This is a genomic window from uncultured Stenotrophomonas sp., assembly GCF_913778665.1.
In the GTDB taxonomy this organism is placed as follows: domain Bacteria; phylum Pseudomonadota; class Gammaproteobacteria; order Xanthomonadales; family Xanthomonadaceae; genus Stenotrophomonas.
In genome coordinates, this window is sequence record NZ_CAJYVQ010000002.1 from 656,021 (window position 1) to 672,205 (window position 16,185).

The 16,185-nt window shown below is 65.2% G+C and carries 17 protein-coding genes; 12 read left to right on the forward strand and 5 right to left on the reverse strand.

Annotation, left to right across the window (positions count from 1 at the left end):
* Positions 1-23 precede the first annotated feature (23 nt).
* The gene (locus QZ853_RS03860; RefSeq protein ID WP_295571136.1) at positions 24-476 is read left to right on the forward strand and encodes a ClpXP protease specificity-enhancing factor; all 453 of its coding nucleotides are present in this window, start codon (positions 24-26) and stop codon (positions 474-476) included.
* Between the two features lie 38 nt (positions 477-514).
* Here the strand turns inward: QZ853_RS03860 and QZ853_RS03865 are convergent, their stop codons facing one another.
* The 4 genes from QZ853_RS03865 to QZ853_RS03880 all read right to left on the reverse strand — a co-directional run bounded on the left by QZ853_RS03865 (position 515) and on the right by QZ853_RS03880 (position 3,215).
* Positions 515-865, reverse strand: coding sequence for a DUF3301 domain-containing protein (locus tag QZ853_RS03865; RefSeq protein ID WP_049436544.1), 351 nt, complete (start codon positions 863-865; stop codon positions 515-517).
* Between the two features lie 67 nt (positions 866-932).
* Positions 933-1,913, reverse strand: a complete 981-nt coding sequence (locus QZ853_RS03870) for a DUF2272 domain-containing protein (protein WP_295570873.1) — start codon at positions 1,911-1,913, stop codon at positions 933-935.
* Between the two features lie 184 nt (positions 1,914-2,097).
* Entirely contained in the window at positions 2,098-2,949 is an 852-nt protein-coding gene (nadC, locus tag QZ853_RS03875) for a carboxylating nicotinate-nucleotide diphosphorylase (RefSeq protein ID WP_295570875.1), read from the reverse strand.
* Complete coding sequence (locus QZ853_RS03880) at positions 2,946-3,215, reverse strand: Trm112 family protein (RefSeq protein ID WP_295570877.1); 270 nt, start codon at positions 3,213-3,215, stop codon at positions 2,946-2,948. Before QZ853_RS03880 ends, nadC begins: the two co-directional genes overlap by 4 nt.
* Positions 3,216-3,273: 58 nt before the next feature.
* Here QZ853_RS03880 and purE point away from each other — a divergent pair, with 58 nt between their 5' ends.
* From purE to QZ853_RS03895, 3 genes are all read left to right on the forward strand, one after another.
* Entirely contained in the window at positions 3,274-3,777 is a 504-nt protein-coding gene (gene purE, locus QZ853_RS03885) for a 5-(carboxyamino)imidazole ribonucleotide mutase (protein ID WP_005412808.1), read from the forward strand.
* The gene (locus QZ853_RS03890; protein WP_295570879.1) at positions 3,774-4,922 is read left to right on the forward strand and encodes a 5-(carboxyamino)imidazole ribonucleotide synthase; all 1,149 of its coding nucleotides are present in this window, start codon (positions 3,774-3,776) and stop codon (positions 4,920-4,922) included. The genes purE and QZ853_RS03890 overlap by 4 nt, the downstream gene beginning before the upstream one ends.
* Positions 4,923-5,048: 126 nt before the next feature.
* Positions 5,049-5,390, forward strand: coding sequence for a carboxymuconolactone decarboxylase family protein (locus QZ853_RS03895; protein ID WP_295570882.1), 342 nt, complete (start codon positions 5,049-5,051; stop codon positions 5,388-5,390).
* Positions 5,391-5,428: 38 nt separating this feature from the next.
* Here QZ853_RS03895 and QZ853_RS03900 read toward each other — a convergent pair whose 3' ends face one another.
* Entirely contained in the window at positions 5,429-6,007 is a 579-nt protein-coding gene (locus QZ853_RS03900; RefSeq protein ID WP_295570883.1) for a superoxide dismutase, read from the reverse strand.
* Between the two features lie 122 nt (positions 6,008-6,129).
* Here QZ853_RS03900 and grxD point away from each other — a divergent pair, with 122 nt between their 5' ends.
* The 8 genes from grxD (at position 6,130) to QZ853_RS03940 (ending at position 16,185) form a co-directional block, all read left to right on the forward strand.
* On the forward strand, positions 6,130-6,450 hold the full coding sequence (grxD, locus tag QZ853_RS03905; protein ID WP_197584104.1) for a Grx4 family monothiol glutaredoxin: 321 nt from the start codon (positions 6,130-6,132) through the stop codon (positions 6,448-6,450).
* Positions 6,447-7,223, forward strand: coding sequence for an SDR family NAD(P)-dependent oxidoreductase (locus QZ853_RS03910; RefSeq protein ID WP_295570886.1), 777 nt, complete (start codon positions 6,447-6,449; stop codon positions 7,221-7,223). Before grxD ends, QZ853_RS03910 begins: the two co-directional genes overlap by 4 nt.
* 232 nt (positions 7,224-7,455) lie before the next feature.
* Entirely contained in the window at positions 7,456-10,728 is a 3,273-nt protein-coding gene (locus QZ853_RS03915; protein WP_295570888.1) for a carboxypeptidase regulatory-like domain-containing protein, read from the forward strand.
* Positions 10,729-10,880: 152 nt separating this feature from the next.
* Positions 10,881-11,627 (forward strand): Fic family protein, encoded by a 747-nt coding sequence (locus QZ853_RS03920; protein WP_295571137.1) that lies wholly within the window; start codon positions 10,881-10,883, stop codon positions 11,625-11,627.
* A gap of 847 nt (positions 11,628-12,474) precedes the next feature.
* Positions 12,475-13,863 carry a nucleotide 5'-monophosphate nucleosidase PpnN gene (gene ppnN / locus QZ853_RS03925; protein WP_295570890.1) on the forward strand — a complete coding sequence of 463 codons (1,389 nt, stop codon included), beginning with the start codon at positions 12,475-12,477 and terminating at the stop codon, positions 13,861-13,863.
* Between the two features lie 173 nt (positions 13,864-14,036).
* A complete protein-coding gene (locus QZ853_RS03930) occupies positions 14,037-14,552 on the forward strand; it encodes a GspH/FimT family pseudopilin (RefSeq protein WP_295570892.1) in 516 nt (171 codons plus the stop codon).
* On the forward strand, positions 14,549-15,022 hold the full coding sequence (pilV, locus tag QZ853_RS03935; protein WP_295570894.1) for a type IV pilus modification protein PilV: 474 nt from the start codon (positions 14,549-14,551) through the stop codon (positions 15,020-15,022). Before QZ853_RS03930 ends, pilV begins: the two co-directional genes overlap by 4 nt.
* Positions 15,023-15,024: 2 nt before the next feature.
* The gene (locus QZ853_RS03940; protein WP_295570896.1) at positions 15,025-16,185 is read left to right on the forward strand and encodes a PilW family protein; all 1,161 of its coding nucleotides are present in this window, start codon (positions 15,025-15,027) and stop codon (positions 16,183-16,185) included.

Consider the following 16,185-nt stretch of genomic DNA (forward strand, 5'->3'; position numbering starts at 1 on the left):
CGCCGGGCGCGTACACTTCACGCATGACCGAAGACTTCTTCCACATGACCAGCCACCGCCCGTACCTGCTGCGGGCGCTGGTGGAATGGATCAATGACAACCAGCTGACCCCGCATATCCTGGTCGACGCCGGCGTTCCCGGCGTGCAGGTGCCGCCTTCGGCGGTCAAGGATGGCCGGGTCGTGCTCAACATCGCCGAACGTGCCGTCGTGCGGCTGATGATCGACAACGAAATGGTGAGCTTCTCGGCGCGCTTCTCCGGCACCAGCTACCCGGTGCAGGTACCGATCAGCGCCGTTCTGGCCGTCTACGCCCGCGAGACCGGGCAGGGCATGGCGCTGCCGGATGACATTCCGGGCAACGAGACCGCGCCGACCAGTGACGAGCTGCTGCACGAGGAAGGCGCGCCGCCGGACGACACGCCGCCCAGCAACCCGCCACCGAAGGGCCGCCCGAACCTGCGCGTGGTCAAGTAAATGTAGGTGCCGACCGTTGGTCGGCACACCTTCAGCGCCTACACATCCTCGGCATCGTCCACATCCGGCCGGATCTGACTGATCCGCGCCGCGCCGGGACCGGTAAACGAAATCAACTGGTCACCGCGCAGCACCATGCGCCCCACGTGGCGATCGATGCCATCGTAGGAATACTCGAACTTGAAGGTGCGTTCGAAGCCGAGCCGTCCGTCCTCACCGCGCGACAGGCGCAGGCCGGTAGCGTGAACCGCCTGGTCCAGCCATTGCACATCGGCCGCGCGGCAGGCGTTACGGCCCAGCTCGACGGCGCGCTCGGCGGCCGAACGTGCCGCGTTCCAGAAGAAATAGATGATTCCGCCGGCAATCAGCAACAGCAGCAGGGTGGGCATGGCATCAGCCGTCAGGTGTCGATCCTGCCAAGATGGCGGCGAACGCGCGCCGGATCAAGCGCCGGCATCAGCGCGTCGCTTGCGGCGGAACGACTACCGGTTGCGGGGTGGGAGCGGGCTGCACCGGTGTGGCGCCCGATGACGGCGGCAGCAGCGGGGCAGTGGCGGTCAGCTGCAGGAGCGCCGCCCAGTCCTGGCGATTGAAGCTGCATTCGTCTTCGCGGCCCGGTGTGCAGCTGGGATCGATGCCGGTGCTGTTTCGCTCGCGTGCCGGCGGCAGCTGGATCAGCCCGGTGCGATCCAGTGGCAGCAGCCGCATCGCCACCGTGTTCATCACGTTGCCGCCAACCAGGTACAGCGTCTGGTCACCGCCGAGGTTGGCCGCCACCACCACTTCGCAATGCGATTTCCAATGGCCGACCGAGCCGTTGCCCAGCGCCTGCACCAGCCCGCTGTAGCTGAGCGTGGTGCTGCGGTCACGCAGGAAGCACAGCAGGTCGCCGGGTGCGGGCTTGGCGTTGGCCGGGTCGGCCAGCCTGTAGGGTACGCCCGATGGGCCGCCCTGATACGCCGCGCGGATGTAGTCGATATGGCGTGGCGAGGTGCTGAAGCCCGGAACACCGGCACGCACCATCACCCAGGAAATGAAGGCGGCCGACCACGGGTTGTCGATCAGGAATGCACGGCAGTCGCTGTCGGTGTAGCGCGTGCCCAATGGCGCCAGGCAGCTGCTGGCACCGGTGATGCTGCCCATCGCATTGAGCGTGCCGCTGTCACGCCAGTAGCCGGCCACGCGCTGCCAGGCGATCAGGCCGTTGTCGGCCAGGTGATCACTTTCGGCCTCGGTGACGCTGAGGCTGGCGGCGCGGCCGTCGCGGTCGATGAAGGGGCGGAACCACAGCCGGTGTTCGTTGCAGGCAGTGTTGCGGATGGCCACCGCCAAGGGGCTGAGGCCAAAGCGCGGCGGCACATCGCAGGCTTCGGCGGCTGCGGCGGACAGCGGGGCGGCGGCCAGCAGCAGGCCGGCAGGCAAGAGCATCCGGCGCATGCGCGGCTCCTGTGGGGGATGGCCGCAGCGTCGCAGAGGCGGCCGTAGCCGAGCCGTGAAGGCGCCCCGGAAGGTGCAGAGCCGAGCCTATGCTCGGCTCATCGCGCGAAGCGCGTGCAGGGCGCGCCGCACATCGAGAAGCAGCCGAGCGCAGGCCCGGCTCTGCAACAAGGTCCTGCAGGCCTCAACCTGGCGGCGGGCCCAGCTTCAGCGACAGGTCGATGGCCTGCACATGCTTGGTCAAGCCACCGATGGAAATGCAGTCCACGCCGTCTTCGGCGATCGAGCGCAGGCCGCCCAGGCCGACGCTGCCGGAGACTTCCAGCGGAATGCGGCCGGCCGTGATGCGCACCGCTTCGCGGCGCAGGTCCGGGCTGAAGTCATCCAGCAGGATGCGCTCGCAACCGGCTTCGAGGGCCTGGCGCAGCTGCGCCAGATCCTCGACCTCGACCACCAGCGGCAGCGCGGGCCATTGCCGGCGTGCGGCCACCACTGCCGCAGGCAGCGAACCGGCGGCACGGATGTGGTTTTCCTTCAGCATCACCATGTCGTACAGGCCGAAGCGATGGTTCTCGCCACCACCGCAGCGCACCGCGTACTTCTGCGCCAGGCGCAGGCCGGGCAGGGTCTTGCGGGTGTCGAGGATGCGCGTGCCGGTGCCGGCCACCGCGGCCACGTAGCGCGCGGTGGTGGTGGCGGTGCCGGACAGCGTCTGCAGGAAATTCAGCGAGGTGCGCTCTGCGCTGACCAGGCTGCGGCTGCGCCCGTGCAACAGAGCCAGCACAGTGCCGGCGGCGACCGCATCACCCTCGGAAATGCGCCATTCGATGCGCACGTCCGGGTCGAGCGCGCGATGGGTAGCGTCGAACCAGGGACGGCCGGCGATCACCGCATCCTGCTTGCACAGCAGGTAGGCGCTGTCGGACTGGTCGGGCAGCAGGGCGGCGGTGACGTCGCCGCTGCCCAGGTCTTCGGCCAGCGCACGCGCGACATCGGCGGCGACCACGGCCGCATCCGGCGTCGGCAGGGTGCTCATGCGGCGGGGAAGTCGGCGATCTGGGCGGTCGGGATGGCTTCCTCGGCCAGCAGCACCGGGATGCCGTCGTCGACGCGGAACACCTGCTTGCGGTCGCGGGTGACCAGCGCTTCGCGCAGCGGCTGCGCCAGCGGGTTGCCATCGGCCTTGGTCACCGCACCGGCGGAAATGGCCTTGTTGAGGGCGTCCAGGCCCTTGCCATCCAGCAGGGACAGGGGCTGGCGGGTGTCCGGCGACACCAGCAGGTCGAGCAGCTTGCGATCCATGGTTCTTCGTCTTGCGTGGAAGACGGCTAGAATACGTCTTTAAGGCAGGTGACGGCCAATGACCCCCAACCCGATCGCGCCGCTTGTCGGCATCGTCATGGGTTCCCGTTCCGACTGGGAAACCATGCAGCACGCCGCCCAGAAGCTTGAAGCCCTGGGTGTTCCGTTCGAAGTGAAGGTGGTGTCCGCGCATCGGACGCCGGATGTGTTGTTCAGTTACGCCGAGCAGGCGGGCCCGCGCGGCCTGCGCGCGATCATCGCCGGTGCCGGCGGGGCCGCGCACCTGCCGGGCATGATCGCGGCCAAGACCGCGGTGCCGGTGCTGGGCGTGCCGGTGCAGTCCAAGGCCCTCAACGGCATGGATTCGCTGCTGTCGATCGTGCAGATGCCCGCCGGCATCCCGGTGGCCACCTTCGCCATCGGCAATGCCGGTGCGTCCAACGCCGCGCTGTTCGCCGCGGCGATGCTGGCCAGCGACCAGCCGGCGATCGGCCAGGCGCTCGACGCCTTCCGGGCACGCCAGACCGAAGACGTGATGGCCCACGACGATCCGCGCCAATGAGCCTGACCGTCGGCATCCTGGGCGGCGGCCAGCTCGCCCGCATGATGGTACTGGCGGGCGCACCGCTGGGGCTGCGCTTCGAACTGTACGACCCGGCGCCTGACGCCTGCAGCGGCCCGCTGGCGCCGCTCACCGTCGGCGCCTTCGACGATCGCCAGGCACTGGCGGAGTTCGCGGCCAAGGTCGATGTGGTCACCTTCGATTTCGAGAACGTGCCCGCCGACAGCGCGCAGTTCCTGGCCGACCGCGTGCCGGTCTATCCGCCGCCGGCCGCACTGGCCGTGGCCCAGGACCGGTTGAGCGAGAAGACCCTGTTCCAGCAGCTGGGCATTCCGCTGCCGGCCTTCGCCGACATCCGCAGCCGCGACGAGCTGGCGGCGAAGGCGGCAGAATTCGGCCTGCCGTGCATCCTCAAGACCCGACGCCTCGGCTACGACGGCAAGGGGCAGTTCCGCCTGCGCAGCGCCGCCGATATCGACGCCGCGTGGGAGGCGCTGGGCGCACAGGTCGAGCGTACCGGTCTGATCCTGGAAGGCTTCGTAGCCTTCCAGCGCGAGGTCAGCGTGGTCGCCGTGCGTGGCCGCGATGGCAGCTTCCAGGCCTGGCCGGTCACCGGTAACTGGCATGTCGAGGGCGTGCTGTCAGCCAGCGTTGCCCCGGCCGTGTTGTCCGATGCCGAGCAGCAGGCTGCGATCGGCTATGCCCGCCGCGTCGCCGAACACCTGCAGTATGTGGGCGTGTTCGCGCTGGAGCTGTTCTGCCGCGACGGCGAACTGCTGGCCAACGAGATGGCGCCGCGCGTGCACAACTCCGGCCACTGGACCATCGAAGGCAGCGAGACCTCGCAGTTCGAGAACCATCTGCGCGCCGTGCTGGGCCTGCCGCTGGGCAATACCCGCATGCTCGGCCACGCCTGCATGCTGAACTGGCTGGGCGCGATGCCGGACCCGGCGCCGGTGCTGGGCCAGGCCAGCGGCCATTGGCACGACTACGGCAAGGAGCCGCGCGAAGGCCGCAAGGTCGGCCACGCCACCTTGCGCGATGACGATGCCGCTGCACTGGCCGATGCGCTGGACCAGGTTGGACTGGAGCTGGATCGTCAGGCCCAGGTGGCGCCGGCGGTGCACGCGCTGCGCCACCGCTGAGCAAGGGGTGCCGGCCAGCGGCCGGCCCCCCCCCCGTCACCTGTGCAACGTTGTGGCGCGCCAGTGCAGGCATTGGCGCAGCCTGTGCGGTGATAGCGTGGAGCTCCTTTCACAGGAGTCACGACCATGCTCGACTGGAATGCCTACCGCAAGGAACTGAAGGGCCGCATCGGCGAGATCGGCAAGCTCTCGCCGGATACGGTGAAGGGATACGCCACGCTGGCCAACGCGGGCGCCCAGACCCACCACCTGGATGCCAAGACCCGCGAGCTGATCGCGCTGGCGGTGGCGGTCACCACCCGCTGCGATGGCTGCATCACCGTGCACGTGGATGCCGCGTTGAAGCAGGGCGCCAGCCGGGAGGAAATCGCCGAAGCGCTGGGGGTGGCAGTCTCGCTCAACGCCGGCGCGGCGCTGGTGTATTCGGCACGGGTGATGGACGCGGTGGCCGCGCACGAAAGCACGTGATGTCCAGCGTGCCGCCGGGCCATGCCCGGCGGATGTGCTCAGCGCAGCTGGCTCTCGGCGAATTCCCAGTTGACCAGGTGCCAGAACGCCTCCAGATAGCGTGCGCGATCATTCTGGTAGTCGGTGTAGTAAGCGTGCTCCCACACGTCGCAGCACAGTAGCGGGGTGCTCTGTCCGGTCAGCGGAGTGCCGGCGTTGCGGGTGGCCTGGAGCCCCAGCTGGCCGCCCGGATGCTGCACCAGCCACACCCAGCCGGACCCGAACACGCCCAGCGCGGTGCGGTTGAACTCCTCGCGCAGGCGGTGCACGTCGCCGAACTGGCGCTTGACCAGTTCGCCGAGCCGGCCCTGCGGCTCGCCGCCGCCGCGCGGACGCAGGCACTGCCAGTAGAAACCGTGGTTCCAGGCCTGCGCGGCGGCATCGAACAGCGCACCCTGGGCGTGGCGGACGATCTCTTCCAGTGACGCTTCTTCCCACTCGGTGCCCATGATGCCGGCGTTGACCGCATCGACATAGGCGCGGTGGTGGCGTCCGTGGTGCAGTTCCACGGTCTGCGCGGAAAGGTGCGGCTGCAGGGAGCCGGGAAGGTAGGGCAGGGCAGGCAATTCGACGGGCATGGACAGGTTCGTGGCCAGTGGGGGCGGCGGCAGCCGGTTCCATCCGCTTACAATGACGGCTACCGTGGGCAGTCTAGCCGACCATCACGGTCGGTTTGTCCGGCGAAGCAAGGAGTGTGGTTGTGGCGGTAATGCAGCAAATCCAGGCCGAGGTCGATCGTTACCCGCTCGTGCTGTTCATGAAGGGCACCCCGCAATACCCGATGTGCGGCTTCTCCAGCCGCGCCGTGCAGGCGTTGCTGGCCGCCGGAGCTGCCAGCCTGCGCACGGTCAACGTGCTGGAAGAGCCGGAAATCCGTGCCAACCTGCCGCGCTTCTCCAACCTGCCGACCTTCCCGCAGCTGTTCATCAACGGTGAGCTGATCGGCGGCTGCGACATCGTGCTGGAACTGTTCGAGGCCGGCGAGCTCAAGCGCATCGTCGAAGAGGCGACCCAGGGATGAGTGCCTGGCCATCGACGTCACCGAACGACGGGGCGCTCGATGGCCTGCCGTTGCAGGATCGCGTGGTGCTGGTGGCCGGCGCAGGCGGCGGGCTGGGAAGTGCTGCGGCCGTTGCTGCAGCAGCGGCCGGAGCCACCGTGGTCCTGCTGGGCCGCAAGCCACGCCGCCTGGATCGCGTCTACGCCCAGGTCCAGGCGGTGGGCCCGGAACCGCTGCTGTACCCGCTGGATCTGGAGGGGGCCGGCCCCGACGACTATGCCGAGCTGGCCCAGGCCCTGCAGCGCGAGCTGGGGCGGCTGGATGGCCTGCTGGTCTGCGCGGCCCATTTCCCCGGCCTGACCCCGTTCGAGCTGGCCGACCCGGCCAGTTTCGCCCGTGCCGTGCATATCACCCTCACCGCCCCGGCGTGGCTGGCCCAGGCCTGCCTGCCGCTGCTGCGGCAGCGCGAGGACGCAGCCCTGGTGTTCGCGGTCGATGCGCCGGAACGGGTCGGGCAGGCTTACTGGGGCGGCTATGGAGTTGCCCAACATGGCCTGCGTGGCCTGATCTCCACCCTGCATGACGAACTCGGCCGCAGCCCGGTCCGTGTCAGTGGCCTGTACCCGGGACCGCTGCGCACCGCCCTGCGCGCCCGTGCCTATTCCGTCGACCAGGACCCGGCCGCGCAAGGCCCGGAGCAGGCGGCCGCCGCCGCCGTGACCCTGCTGTCCAGGGCCGGCCAGGCCTGGCGGGGGCAGATTTTCGATGCAAGCGGGATGCCGCCCCGGGCGTGAGTCCCGGGGAAAGACGGAGTGAAGAACCCGTCACGATTGCGTTGCGATCGGGTGCCGTTTGTCGCACAACCGTCACATTGATGGCGTAGCGTGTTAATCTAGTGTTAACCGTTGTGGCCAGCTTCAGCCAAACGGTAGGGAACCCCAGATAACTCTCCGACCAGCCACCCGCAGGGCTGTTTGGATGCGCTTTTTTTCCGCCATCGCCAACTCGCATCGAGGCTACCGAAAAATGACCCACCCACTCCGGATGTCCAAGCTCACCCTTGGTCTCGTGGCCGCACTTGCCGCCGCTCCCGCCTTCGCCCAGAGCACCTCTGCTGGTGTCGGCGGCCAGGTGATGTCCGCCGCAGGCCAGCCTGTCGCCGGCGCTGAAGTCACCATCACCCACACCGAGTCGGGCACCGTTTCGCGCGCCACGACCGATGCGTCGGGTCGTTACAACGCGCGCGGCCTGCGCGTGGGTGGTCCGTACACCATCACCATCACCAAGCCGGGTGCTGGCACCAAGACCGAAGAAGGTGTCTACCTGAACCTGAACCAGGTCAACACCGTCAACGCCAACCTGGGCGGTGACCTGGCTGCCACCAACCTGGACGCTGTGAACGTTGTCGCCACCGCCGTGGGCAGCGATCTGTTCAGCGCGTACAAGATGGGTACCGGTACCAACGTCAACCGTGAGACGCTGGAGTCGCTGCCGTCGGTGAACCGCAACATCCAGGATTACATCCGCCTGGATCCGCGCATCTCGCAGGTCAGCAAGGCTGACGGCGCGATCTCGGTCGGTGGCCAGAACACCCGTTACAACGCCATCCGTATCGACGGCATCGGCGCGGGCGACCCGTTCGGCCTGGAATCCAACAACCTGCCGACCGAGCGTCAGCCGGTGTCGATGGATGCGATCCAGGAAATCAACATCGACATCGCCAACTACGACACCACCATCGCCGGTGGTACCGGTGCGGTGATCAATGCGGTGACCAAGTCGGGTACCAACAACTTCGGCGGCACCGTGTACTACGCGTACCGCGACAAGGACATGGTCCGCAAGGAGCTTGAAGGCGTCCGCTTCAACGGCTTCGACGACGAGAAGACCTACGGCATGACCTTCGGCGGCCCGATCGTCAAGGACAAGCTGTTCTTCTTCGCCAACTACGAGAAGATGGAGCGTTCGGCTCCGGGCGTCAGCCTGACCGATTCGCCGTACGGCAAGGGCAACATCACCGATGCCGACATCGCCCGTGCGCAGCAGATCGCCACCGGCTACGGCTTCGACGCTGGTTCGCTCAATCGCCCGGCCAACAAGACCGAGGTGGAAGAGTACGCGCTGAAGATCGACTGGAACATCAACGAGAACCACCGCGCCGCGGTGCGTTACAACAAGCTCGAGCAGAACGTCGTCCGCTTCCCGCAGATCAGCAACAGCGCGATCTCGCTGAGCACCTTCTGGTACCAGCAGCCGAAGACCTACGAATCCTGGATGGGCGAACTGTTCAGTGACTGGTCCGAGAACTTCTCGACCGAGTTCAAGATCTCGCACAAGGAATACACCTCGGTCCGTACCACCCCGTCGAGCCTGCCGCAGATCCAGGTCCGTGGCTTCGGTGGCAGCGCCAACAACTCGCTTTACTTCGGTACCGAGCAGAACTCGCACGTCAATGCGGTCGAGAGCAAGGAGCTGAGCGCCTTCGGTGCCGCCAACTGGTACATCGGCGACCACACCGTCAAGTTCGGTTTCGACTACTCCGACAATGACCTGATGAACTACTACGGCCGCAACATCAACGGCGTGTACGTGTTCAACAACCTCAACGATTTCGCCGCTGGCAAGATCAACCAGTACATCGTGCGTGCCCCGCGTGCAGGCGGCAGCTACGACGACATCCCGGCCAAGTACACGCTGAAGAACACCGGTGTGTTCATCCAGGACAGCTGGGCGGTCAACAGCAACCTGACCGTGCAGGGCGGTGTCCGTATCGACATGCCGGACTTCAGCACCCAGCGCCTGTACAACCCGCGCATCATGGAGCTGTACGGCTACGACAACACCAAGCTGCCCGACCAGAAGCTGGTGCAGCCGCGCTTCGGCTTCAACTACACCTTCGACAGTGAGCGTCCGACCCAGCTGCGCGGCGGCGTGGGCCTGTTCGGCGGCGCAGCCCCGAACGTGTGGCTGGCCGGTGCCTACCAGAACACCGGTCTGAACTACACCGAGTACACGATCAACTCGCCGGCGGCTTCGTTCTTCACCCCGAACACCAACCCGCCGTACATCCCGACCACCGGTGCCGGCGCCCGCCAGAACGTCGACATCGCTGCGCCGGACCTGAAGCTGCCGTCGGTGTGGAAGTCGAACATCGCCTTCGACCACGAACTGCCGTGGTACGGCATCGTCGCGTCGGCTGAGTTCCTGTACACCAAGGTCAAGAGCGCCATCTACTTCGAGCGCCTGGACCTGTACAAGAACGCCGGTGGCCCGTCTTACACTCGTATCGGCCAGGACGGTCGCGAGCTGTACTGGAACCCGGAAGGCTATCTGCCGTGCGTGGGCCTGGCCGCATCTCCGACCAACTGCTCGGTGCAGCAGAACCAGACCGCCACCAATGGCCGGCGTGTTGAGGGCAAGGCAAACCGTCCGAACGACATGGGCGACGTGCTGCTGATGCGCAACACCGACAAGGGCAGCAGCCGCCAGTTCACCGCCGGCCTGAACAAGCCGCTGACCGAGAACTGGGGCTGGTCGCTGGCCTACACCTACACCGCCGCGAAGGAAGTCAGCCCGCTGACCAGCTCGCAGAACACCTCCAACTGGGGCAGCACCCTGATCGGTACCGCCAACGAGAACGTGGCCTATGACTCGCGCTATGCGATCAAGGACCGCGTGACCGGTTCGATCAACTGGAAGAAGGCGTTCTTCGGCAACTACAACACCACCGTGGGCCTGTTCTATGAAGGCCGTTCGGGTCGTCCGTTCAGCTACATCTACTACAACGACATGAACGGCGACGCCGCTGCTACCACCGGCGCCGGCTACTTCAACGACCTGTTCTACGTGCCGAACGGCCCGGGCGACGTCAAGTTCACTGGCGGCGCGACGATGGAAAAGGCCTTCTTCGACTGGCTGGCCGCCAATCCGCAGCTGGCGAAGTACCAGGGTCAGATCGCCCCGGCCAACGCCTTCCGCACCAAGTGGGTCAACAGCTTCGACCTGCACATCTCCCAGGAATTCCCGGGCTTCGTGAAGGAGCACAAGGGTGAGCTGGCGCTGGACATCATGAATGTCGGCAACCTGCTCAACAAGAAGTGGGGCCGCATCGAAGATTACGGTTTCAACTCGACCGCCCGCGTGGCCAGCTACGCAGGTATCGACCCGGCGACCGGCAAGTACATCTACAACTTCACCGGCAGCACCGATAACCCGACCATCCAGGAAAACAACAACGACAAGGGCAACACCGGCGTGTCGCGTTGGTCGATGCAGCTGACCCTGAAGTACAAGTTCTGATCCTTCGGAACCTGATGATGTAAGTGGAAACGGCCGGGGAAACCCGGCCGTTTTCTTTTGTTGGCTCTTCTCTGTGAGATTCATCGCAGAAATGGATGGCTTCTGCTGATACAAATGCGGAAGGACACTGAGCGGAGCGGCCATTGAAGGCTATGTATGGATTGCCGTCGGAAGCGCTTGCATTGCTTTCGCGCGTGAACTTTTCAGTTGATGCTCCGGCTGCTGACGACTACGCGTCTTTCAATGCGTTGTGCTCCCGCGTGGCGAATTGCAGATTTCGCTATTGCCCGGAATGTCGCTCTGATTCTGCTGGGTTTCTCAGGTGCCGCCGAGGTGCCGCATTCGCGAAGGCTTGCCAGAAGTCGGCAAAGAGGGGGTTTGGTTCTCCGCAACTGCGAGTCTTGCATTCGGCGGCTGCGCCGGATGCTGCCAGATCTGGCAATTTTCGAACTGATCGAATTTGGGTGGGTAGACCGGGAGATCCCCACGCCATCATTGCCTCGCGAATTGACGTCGAAGCTCACATCAAAGTGCTCAAAAAGATACATGACCGCCTGAATTTGCAAGGGCGGGTCATGCTTGTTGTTTTCATGATGACAATGCTTCACCCGTTCGAAGACGGGAACGGAAGGACAATGCGGGCATTGATTTTGGCTGCGGCAGCAGGAAGCGGAAGTCAGTTTCTGTCCTTCTTCGCGCTTTATCTGAAGGTGGCACAGCACGACATGGTTGTGGCGGTGAACCTTTTGGCGGATACGCAGGTGAGTCCGATGCAGGACTTTCTGGAAAGATCGTATGAGCTCTATTTGAACTTGACCTGCAATGGAGTCGGTCCACTTCATGAATGGGTCAAAACTCTTGAGGACGAAAAGCTAGTAGAGCGTCCAGCAATTTTTTGACTGACTCGTGGGTACTCACTGAAGGAGATTGAAGATGAAGATAGGAGTAATCATCAGTACCATCGTCTTTGGAATGTCACTCGGTGCGCAGACGGCCTCTGCCTCCAGCGATGTGACTCAGATCGGTACGGACCCTTGGTGCAATCCATCATATTGTCCAGGCCACGGTGGAGGTAGTGGCTCCACGACAGGGTCAAATCCGGAGCAAGACAGGTTTGCATTTGTTCTTGTGGATTGCAGACTTCCGGTTCAGGAGCGGTACGGAAAAGTGCTTGAGTGGTACACCTCGCTTCCGATTGGCGAGCGCCTGTGGTGGTACCAACTCGGAGCGGAGGGTGCGCCCATTGGGTCGCCCGTCAGATTGTCAGTTTGGTATCACTATCCCTATGGCTACAATCAAGGGGAAGAGGATTGGGAGATCGTCGATCCTTACGCCGCCGTTCCAATCGCGCCAACGCCAACTTATACAGGTAACCAGTGTTCGCTGTTGGACAACCGGCCGTAGCGCTTTGCGTTCCAGGAAAACAATAACGACAAGGGCAACACCGGCGTGTCGCGTTGGTCGATGCAGCTGACCCTGAAGTACAAGTTCTGATCCTTCGGAACCTGATGATGTAAGTGGAAACGGCCAGAGAAACCCGGCCGTTTTCCATTCAGGCGAAAGTTCTTGCAGGTGGCCTGGCATCGGCGTAGAGTCCAGAAATGTGCGCGGCGCCCATGCCGCCGAAGCGGTCCCAGACAGGTGATCACGGGCGGCACATATCCAACGGTCGGGTTTCCCGGCCGTTTTGCTTTTTAAGGGGGCGGCAGTACAGTCGGAAACCTTGAAGGAAGCGAAAAATTGGATATGACCACGAACGAAAAAGCAGCCCGTGCGCTGCCGGTGCAGGATGCGCGGATCTACCCGCGCGGCGGGCTGGACGTGCTGTCGCGCGCCGAAGTGGCGCGCCTGCGCGATGCCTCGGCGGGCGGCATGCACGAGCTGCTGCGCCGCTGTGCGCTGGCAGTGCTGACCAGCGGCAGTGCCTCTGACGATCCGCGCGCGGCGCGCGATCTGTACCCCGACTTCGACATCCAGGTGGCGCAGCAGGATCGCGGCGTGCGCATCGACCTGGTCAACGCGCCTGCGATGGCCTTCGTCGATGGCGAGATCATCCGCGGCGTCGCCGAACTGCTGTTCGCGGTGGTGCGCGACCTGGCCTACATGGCCATCGAGATGGGCCCGGCCTATGCGGCCGAGCTGGAGTCGTCCGAAGGCATCACCAACGCGGTGTTCGGCCTGCTGCGCAACGCGCGCATCCTCAACCCGGGCGACCCGAACCTGGTGGTGTGCTGGGGCGGCCACTCGATCTCGCGCGATGAATACCTGTACACCAAGCAGGTCGGTTACGAGCTGGGCCTGCGCGGCCTGGACATCTGCACGGGCTGCGGCCCGGGCGCGATGAAGGGCCCGATGAAGGGCGCCACCATCGCCCACGCCAAGCAGCGCCGTACCGTGACGCGCTACATCGGCCTGACCGAGCCGGGCATCATTGCCGCCGAGTCACCGAACCCGATCGTCAACCACCTGGTGATCATGCCGGACATTGAGAAGCGCCTGGAGGCCTTCGTCCGCATCGGCCACGGCATCATCGTGTTCGCCGGCGGCGTCGGCACCGCCGAAGAGATCCTGTACCTGCTCGGCATCCTGCTGCGCGAAGAGAACAAGGACCTGCCGTTCCCGTTGATCCTGACCGGACCGACCGTGGCGGCGCCGTACTTCGAGCAGATCGATCGCTTCATCCGCCTGACCCTGGGTGACGAGGCGGCAGAGCGCTACGAGATCATCATCGGTGATCCGGTCGCGGTGGCGAAGAAGATGGCCACTGGCATCAAGCGCGTGCGCGAGCATCGCCTGGCGCAGAAGGACTCGTTCTTCTTCAACTGGTCGATCGAGATTCCGTGGGAATACCAGCAGCCGTTCGTGCCGACCCACGAGGCGATGGCCGCGCTGGACCTGCACCACGGGCGTGCGCCGCACGCGCTGGCGGCCGACCTGCGCCGGGCGTTCTCGGGCATCGTGGCCGGCAACGTGAAGGAAGATGGCATGCGCCGCATCGAGCAGTTCGGTCCGTTCCAGATCCACGGCGACACCGACATGATGCAGGCCCTGGACGCGCTGCTGCGCGCCTTCGTCGAGCAGCGCCGGATGAAGATTTCCGGCGAATACCAGCCCTGCTACCAGGTGCTGGCCTGACCGGCCGGGGGTCGGATGCCATCGGGCTCCGGCCCCCGTCGCGGGTGGCCAACAGGGCAGGGGCTGTCAACCCTTTGACGCCCGTCGCCCTGGATTGACCGTTCATCCTGCCACCGCTTGCCGGTGGCGGGGCGATGGCCCATCGTGGCCCTCAACACGCTGGGGAGCGTCCAATGTCTTTGCGCCGGGAAAACGGCTTCACGCTGGTTGAGCTGATGATCACCGTCGCGGTGATCGCGATCCTCGCCGCGATCGCGTTCCCAAGCTTCCAGGGAACCCTGCGCTCGAGCCGTGTGACCTCGACCAACAATGAAATCCTGGGCTTGCTGAGCCTGGCCCGCAGCGAAGCAATCCGCAGCAACCGCGGTGGCGGTGTGTGCGGCAGCAACGATGGCACCAACTGCGATGGCAACTGGTCCGGCGGGATGCTGGCCTTCGCCGATACCAATGGTGACGGTGCATTGTCTTCCGGCGAGACCGTCCTTCGTTTCGTCAGCGGCAATTCAAAGCTGGTGATCAACGGGCCGTCCGAAGACATCGCGTTCGATGGTCGTGGCCGGCGCAGGGCCAGCAGCGATCAGGAGCTGCGCCTGGAGCCTGATGTCTGCAGCAAGGGCGCGCTGCACAAGCGCACATTGACCGTGAATGCCTCCGGGCAGATCCGCAGCACCAAGGAAGCCTGCCCATGAAGTCCCGATCCATCCGCGCACGGCAGGCCGGCGGGTTCACCCTGCTGGAGGTCCTGATCGCCATCATCGTGCTGGCGTTCGGGCTGCTTGGCTTCGCCTTGCTGCAGACCATGAACGTCCGCTTCGTGCAGAGTGCCAACTACCGCACCCAAGCCACCAACCTGGCCTATGACCTGACTGAGCAGATGCGCAGCAACCGCTACCAGGCGGCCTGGTACACGGGGGCTTCCTTCGCCGCCGGGAGCAAGAGCGCGGCGACGGCCTGCGATGCCGACACGGGGGAGGTGGCCATCGCCGCCAAGATCGAGCGTTGGCAATGCCAAGTGGTCAAGGCGCTGGGGGATGATGCCGGCGCCGAGGTGACTTACAACGGTGGCGTGGTGAATGTGGCCATCACCTGGGGTGACCAGCGTTGGGATCCGGATGATCCGGACAAGGCCACCACCTTCGCGCTGGCAACGGAGCTGTGAGCATGTACATGAGCCGCCGTACCGCCATGGCGGGTTTGTCGCTGGTCGAACTGATGGTCGCGCTGGTGATCAGTCTGGTGCTGATGCTGGGAGTGGTCCAGGTGTTCATCGCTTCGCAGACCGCTTCACGGCTGTCCGAAGGCGCCTCACGGGTTCAGGAAAACGCGCGCTTCGCGCTGGATTTTCTTGAGCGCGACATCCGCATGGCCGGGCACATGGGCTGCGTCAATGATCAGGCCCACGTGGTGAAGAACCAGGGCGATCCGGTGTCGCATCTCGGCGCGACCAGCGGCGATGGCAGCCCGCTCGATTTCAGTGTCTCCATCCAAGGCTTCGACGCTCCCGACACGGCACCGGGTGCGAGCCTGACACTGGGCGCGGACTGGTCCGCACCCGAAGGCCTGCCGACCGCGATTGCCGGGCTGAGCCCGGTGCCGGCCGGTGGCAGTGATGTGCTGGTGTTGCGCTTCTTCGCACCCGAGGGCGTGCCGGTGACCGCGATCTCTGCCGATGGCGGCAACGCGCTGCTGGACATGGACAGCAGCCGTGTTGCACGCCTGACCGGTGGTGGCGTCAGTACGCCCACCCTGTTCGGCATCGCCGATTGCGGGCACGCCGATGTGTTTGCAGGTTCGTTGAGCAACGCGCGGGTAACGGCGACCTCGTTGGACCTGTCGCGTTACGCGGCGCAACCGACCGGGCAGACCATGCTCTATCGTGCCGAGTCGATGGTCTATTACGTGGGCGTCAACCCGGATACGAAGCAGCCGGGTCTGCGTCGAGCACGCGCCGACAGCGATGGTGCCTACACGATCAATGAAGAGCTGGTGGAAGGCATCGAAAGCCTGCAGCTCATGTACGGCCTGGACAATACCGCCAATATCAGCGTTGGCACACCGCCGGCGGGCAACATCACCGAGTTCGCCGCAGCTGGCGGGGTCAGCACGGAGGCCAACGCCAGTGGCGCCGCGCAATGGCTGCGGGTGGGGCAGGTGCAGGTCGGATTGCTGGCGCGCAGCCCGTCGCCATCGTCCTCGGGCAAGGCCGCCAATGCGCTGTCGGTACTTGGCGTGGGATTTGCCAACAGCGACAAGTCCGACGGTCACTTCCGCTCCAGCTATGAAGTGTCGATTGCGCTGCGCAATCGCCTGTTCGGAAACTGA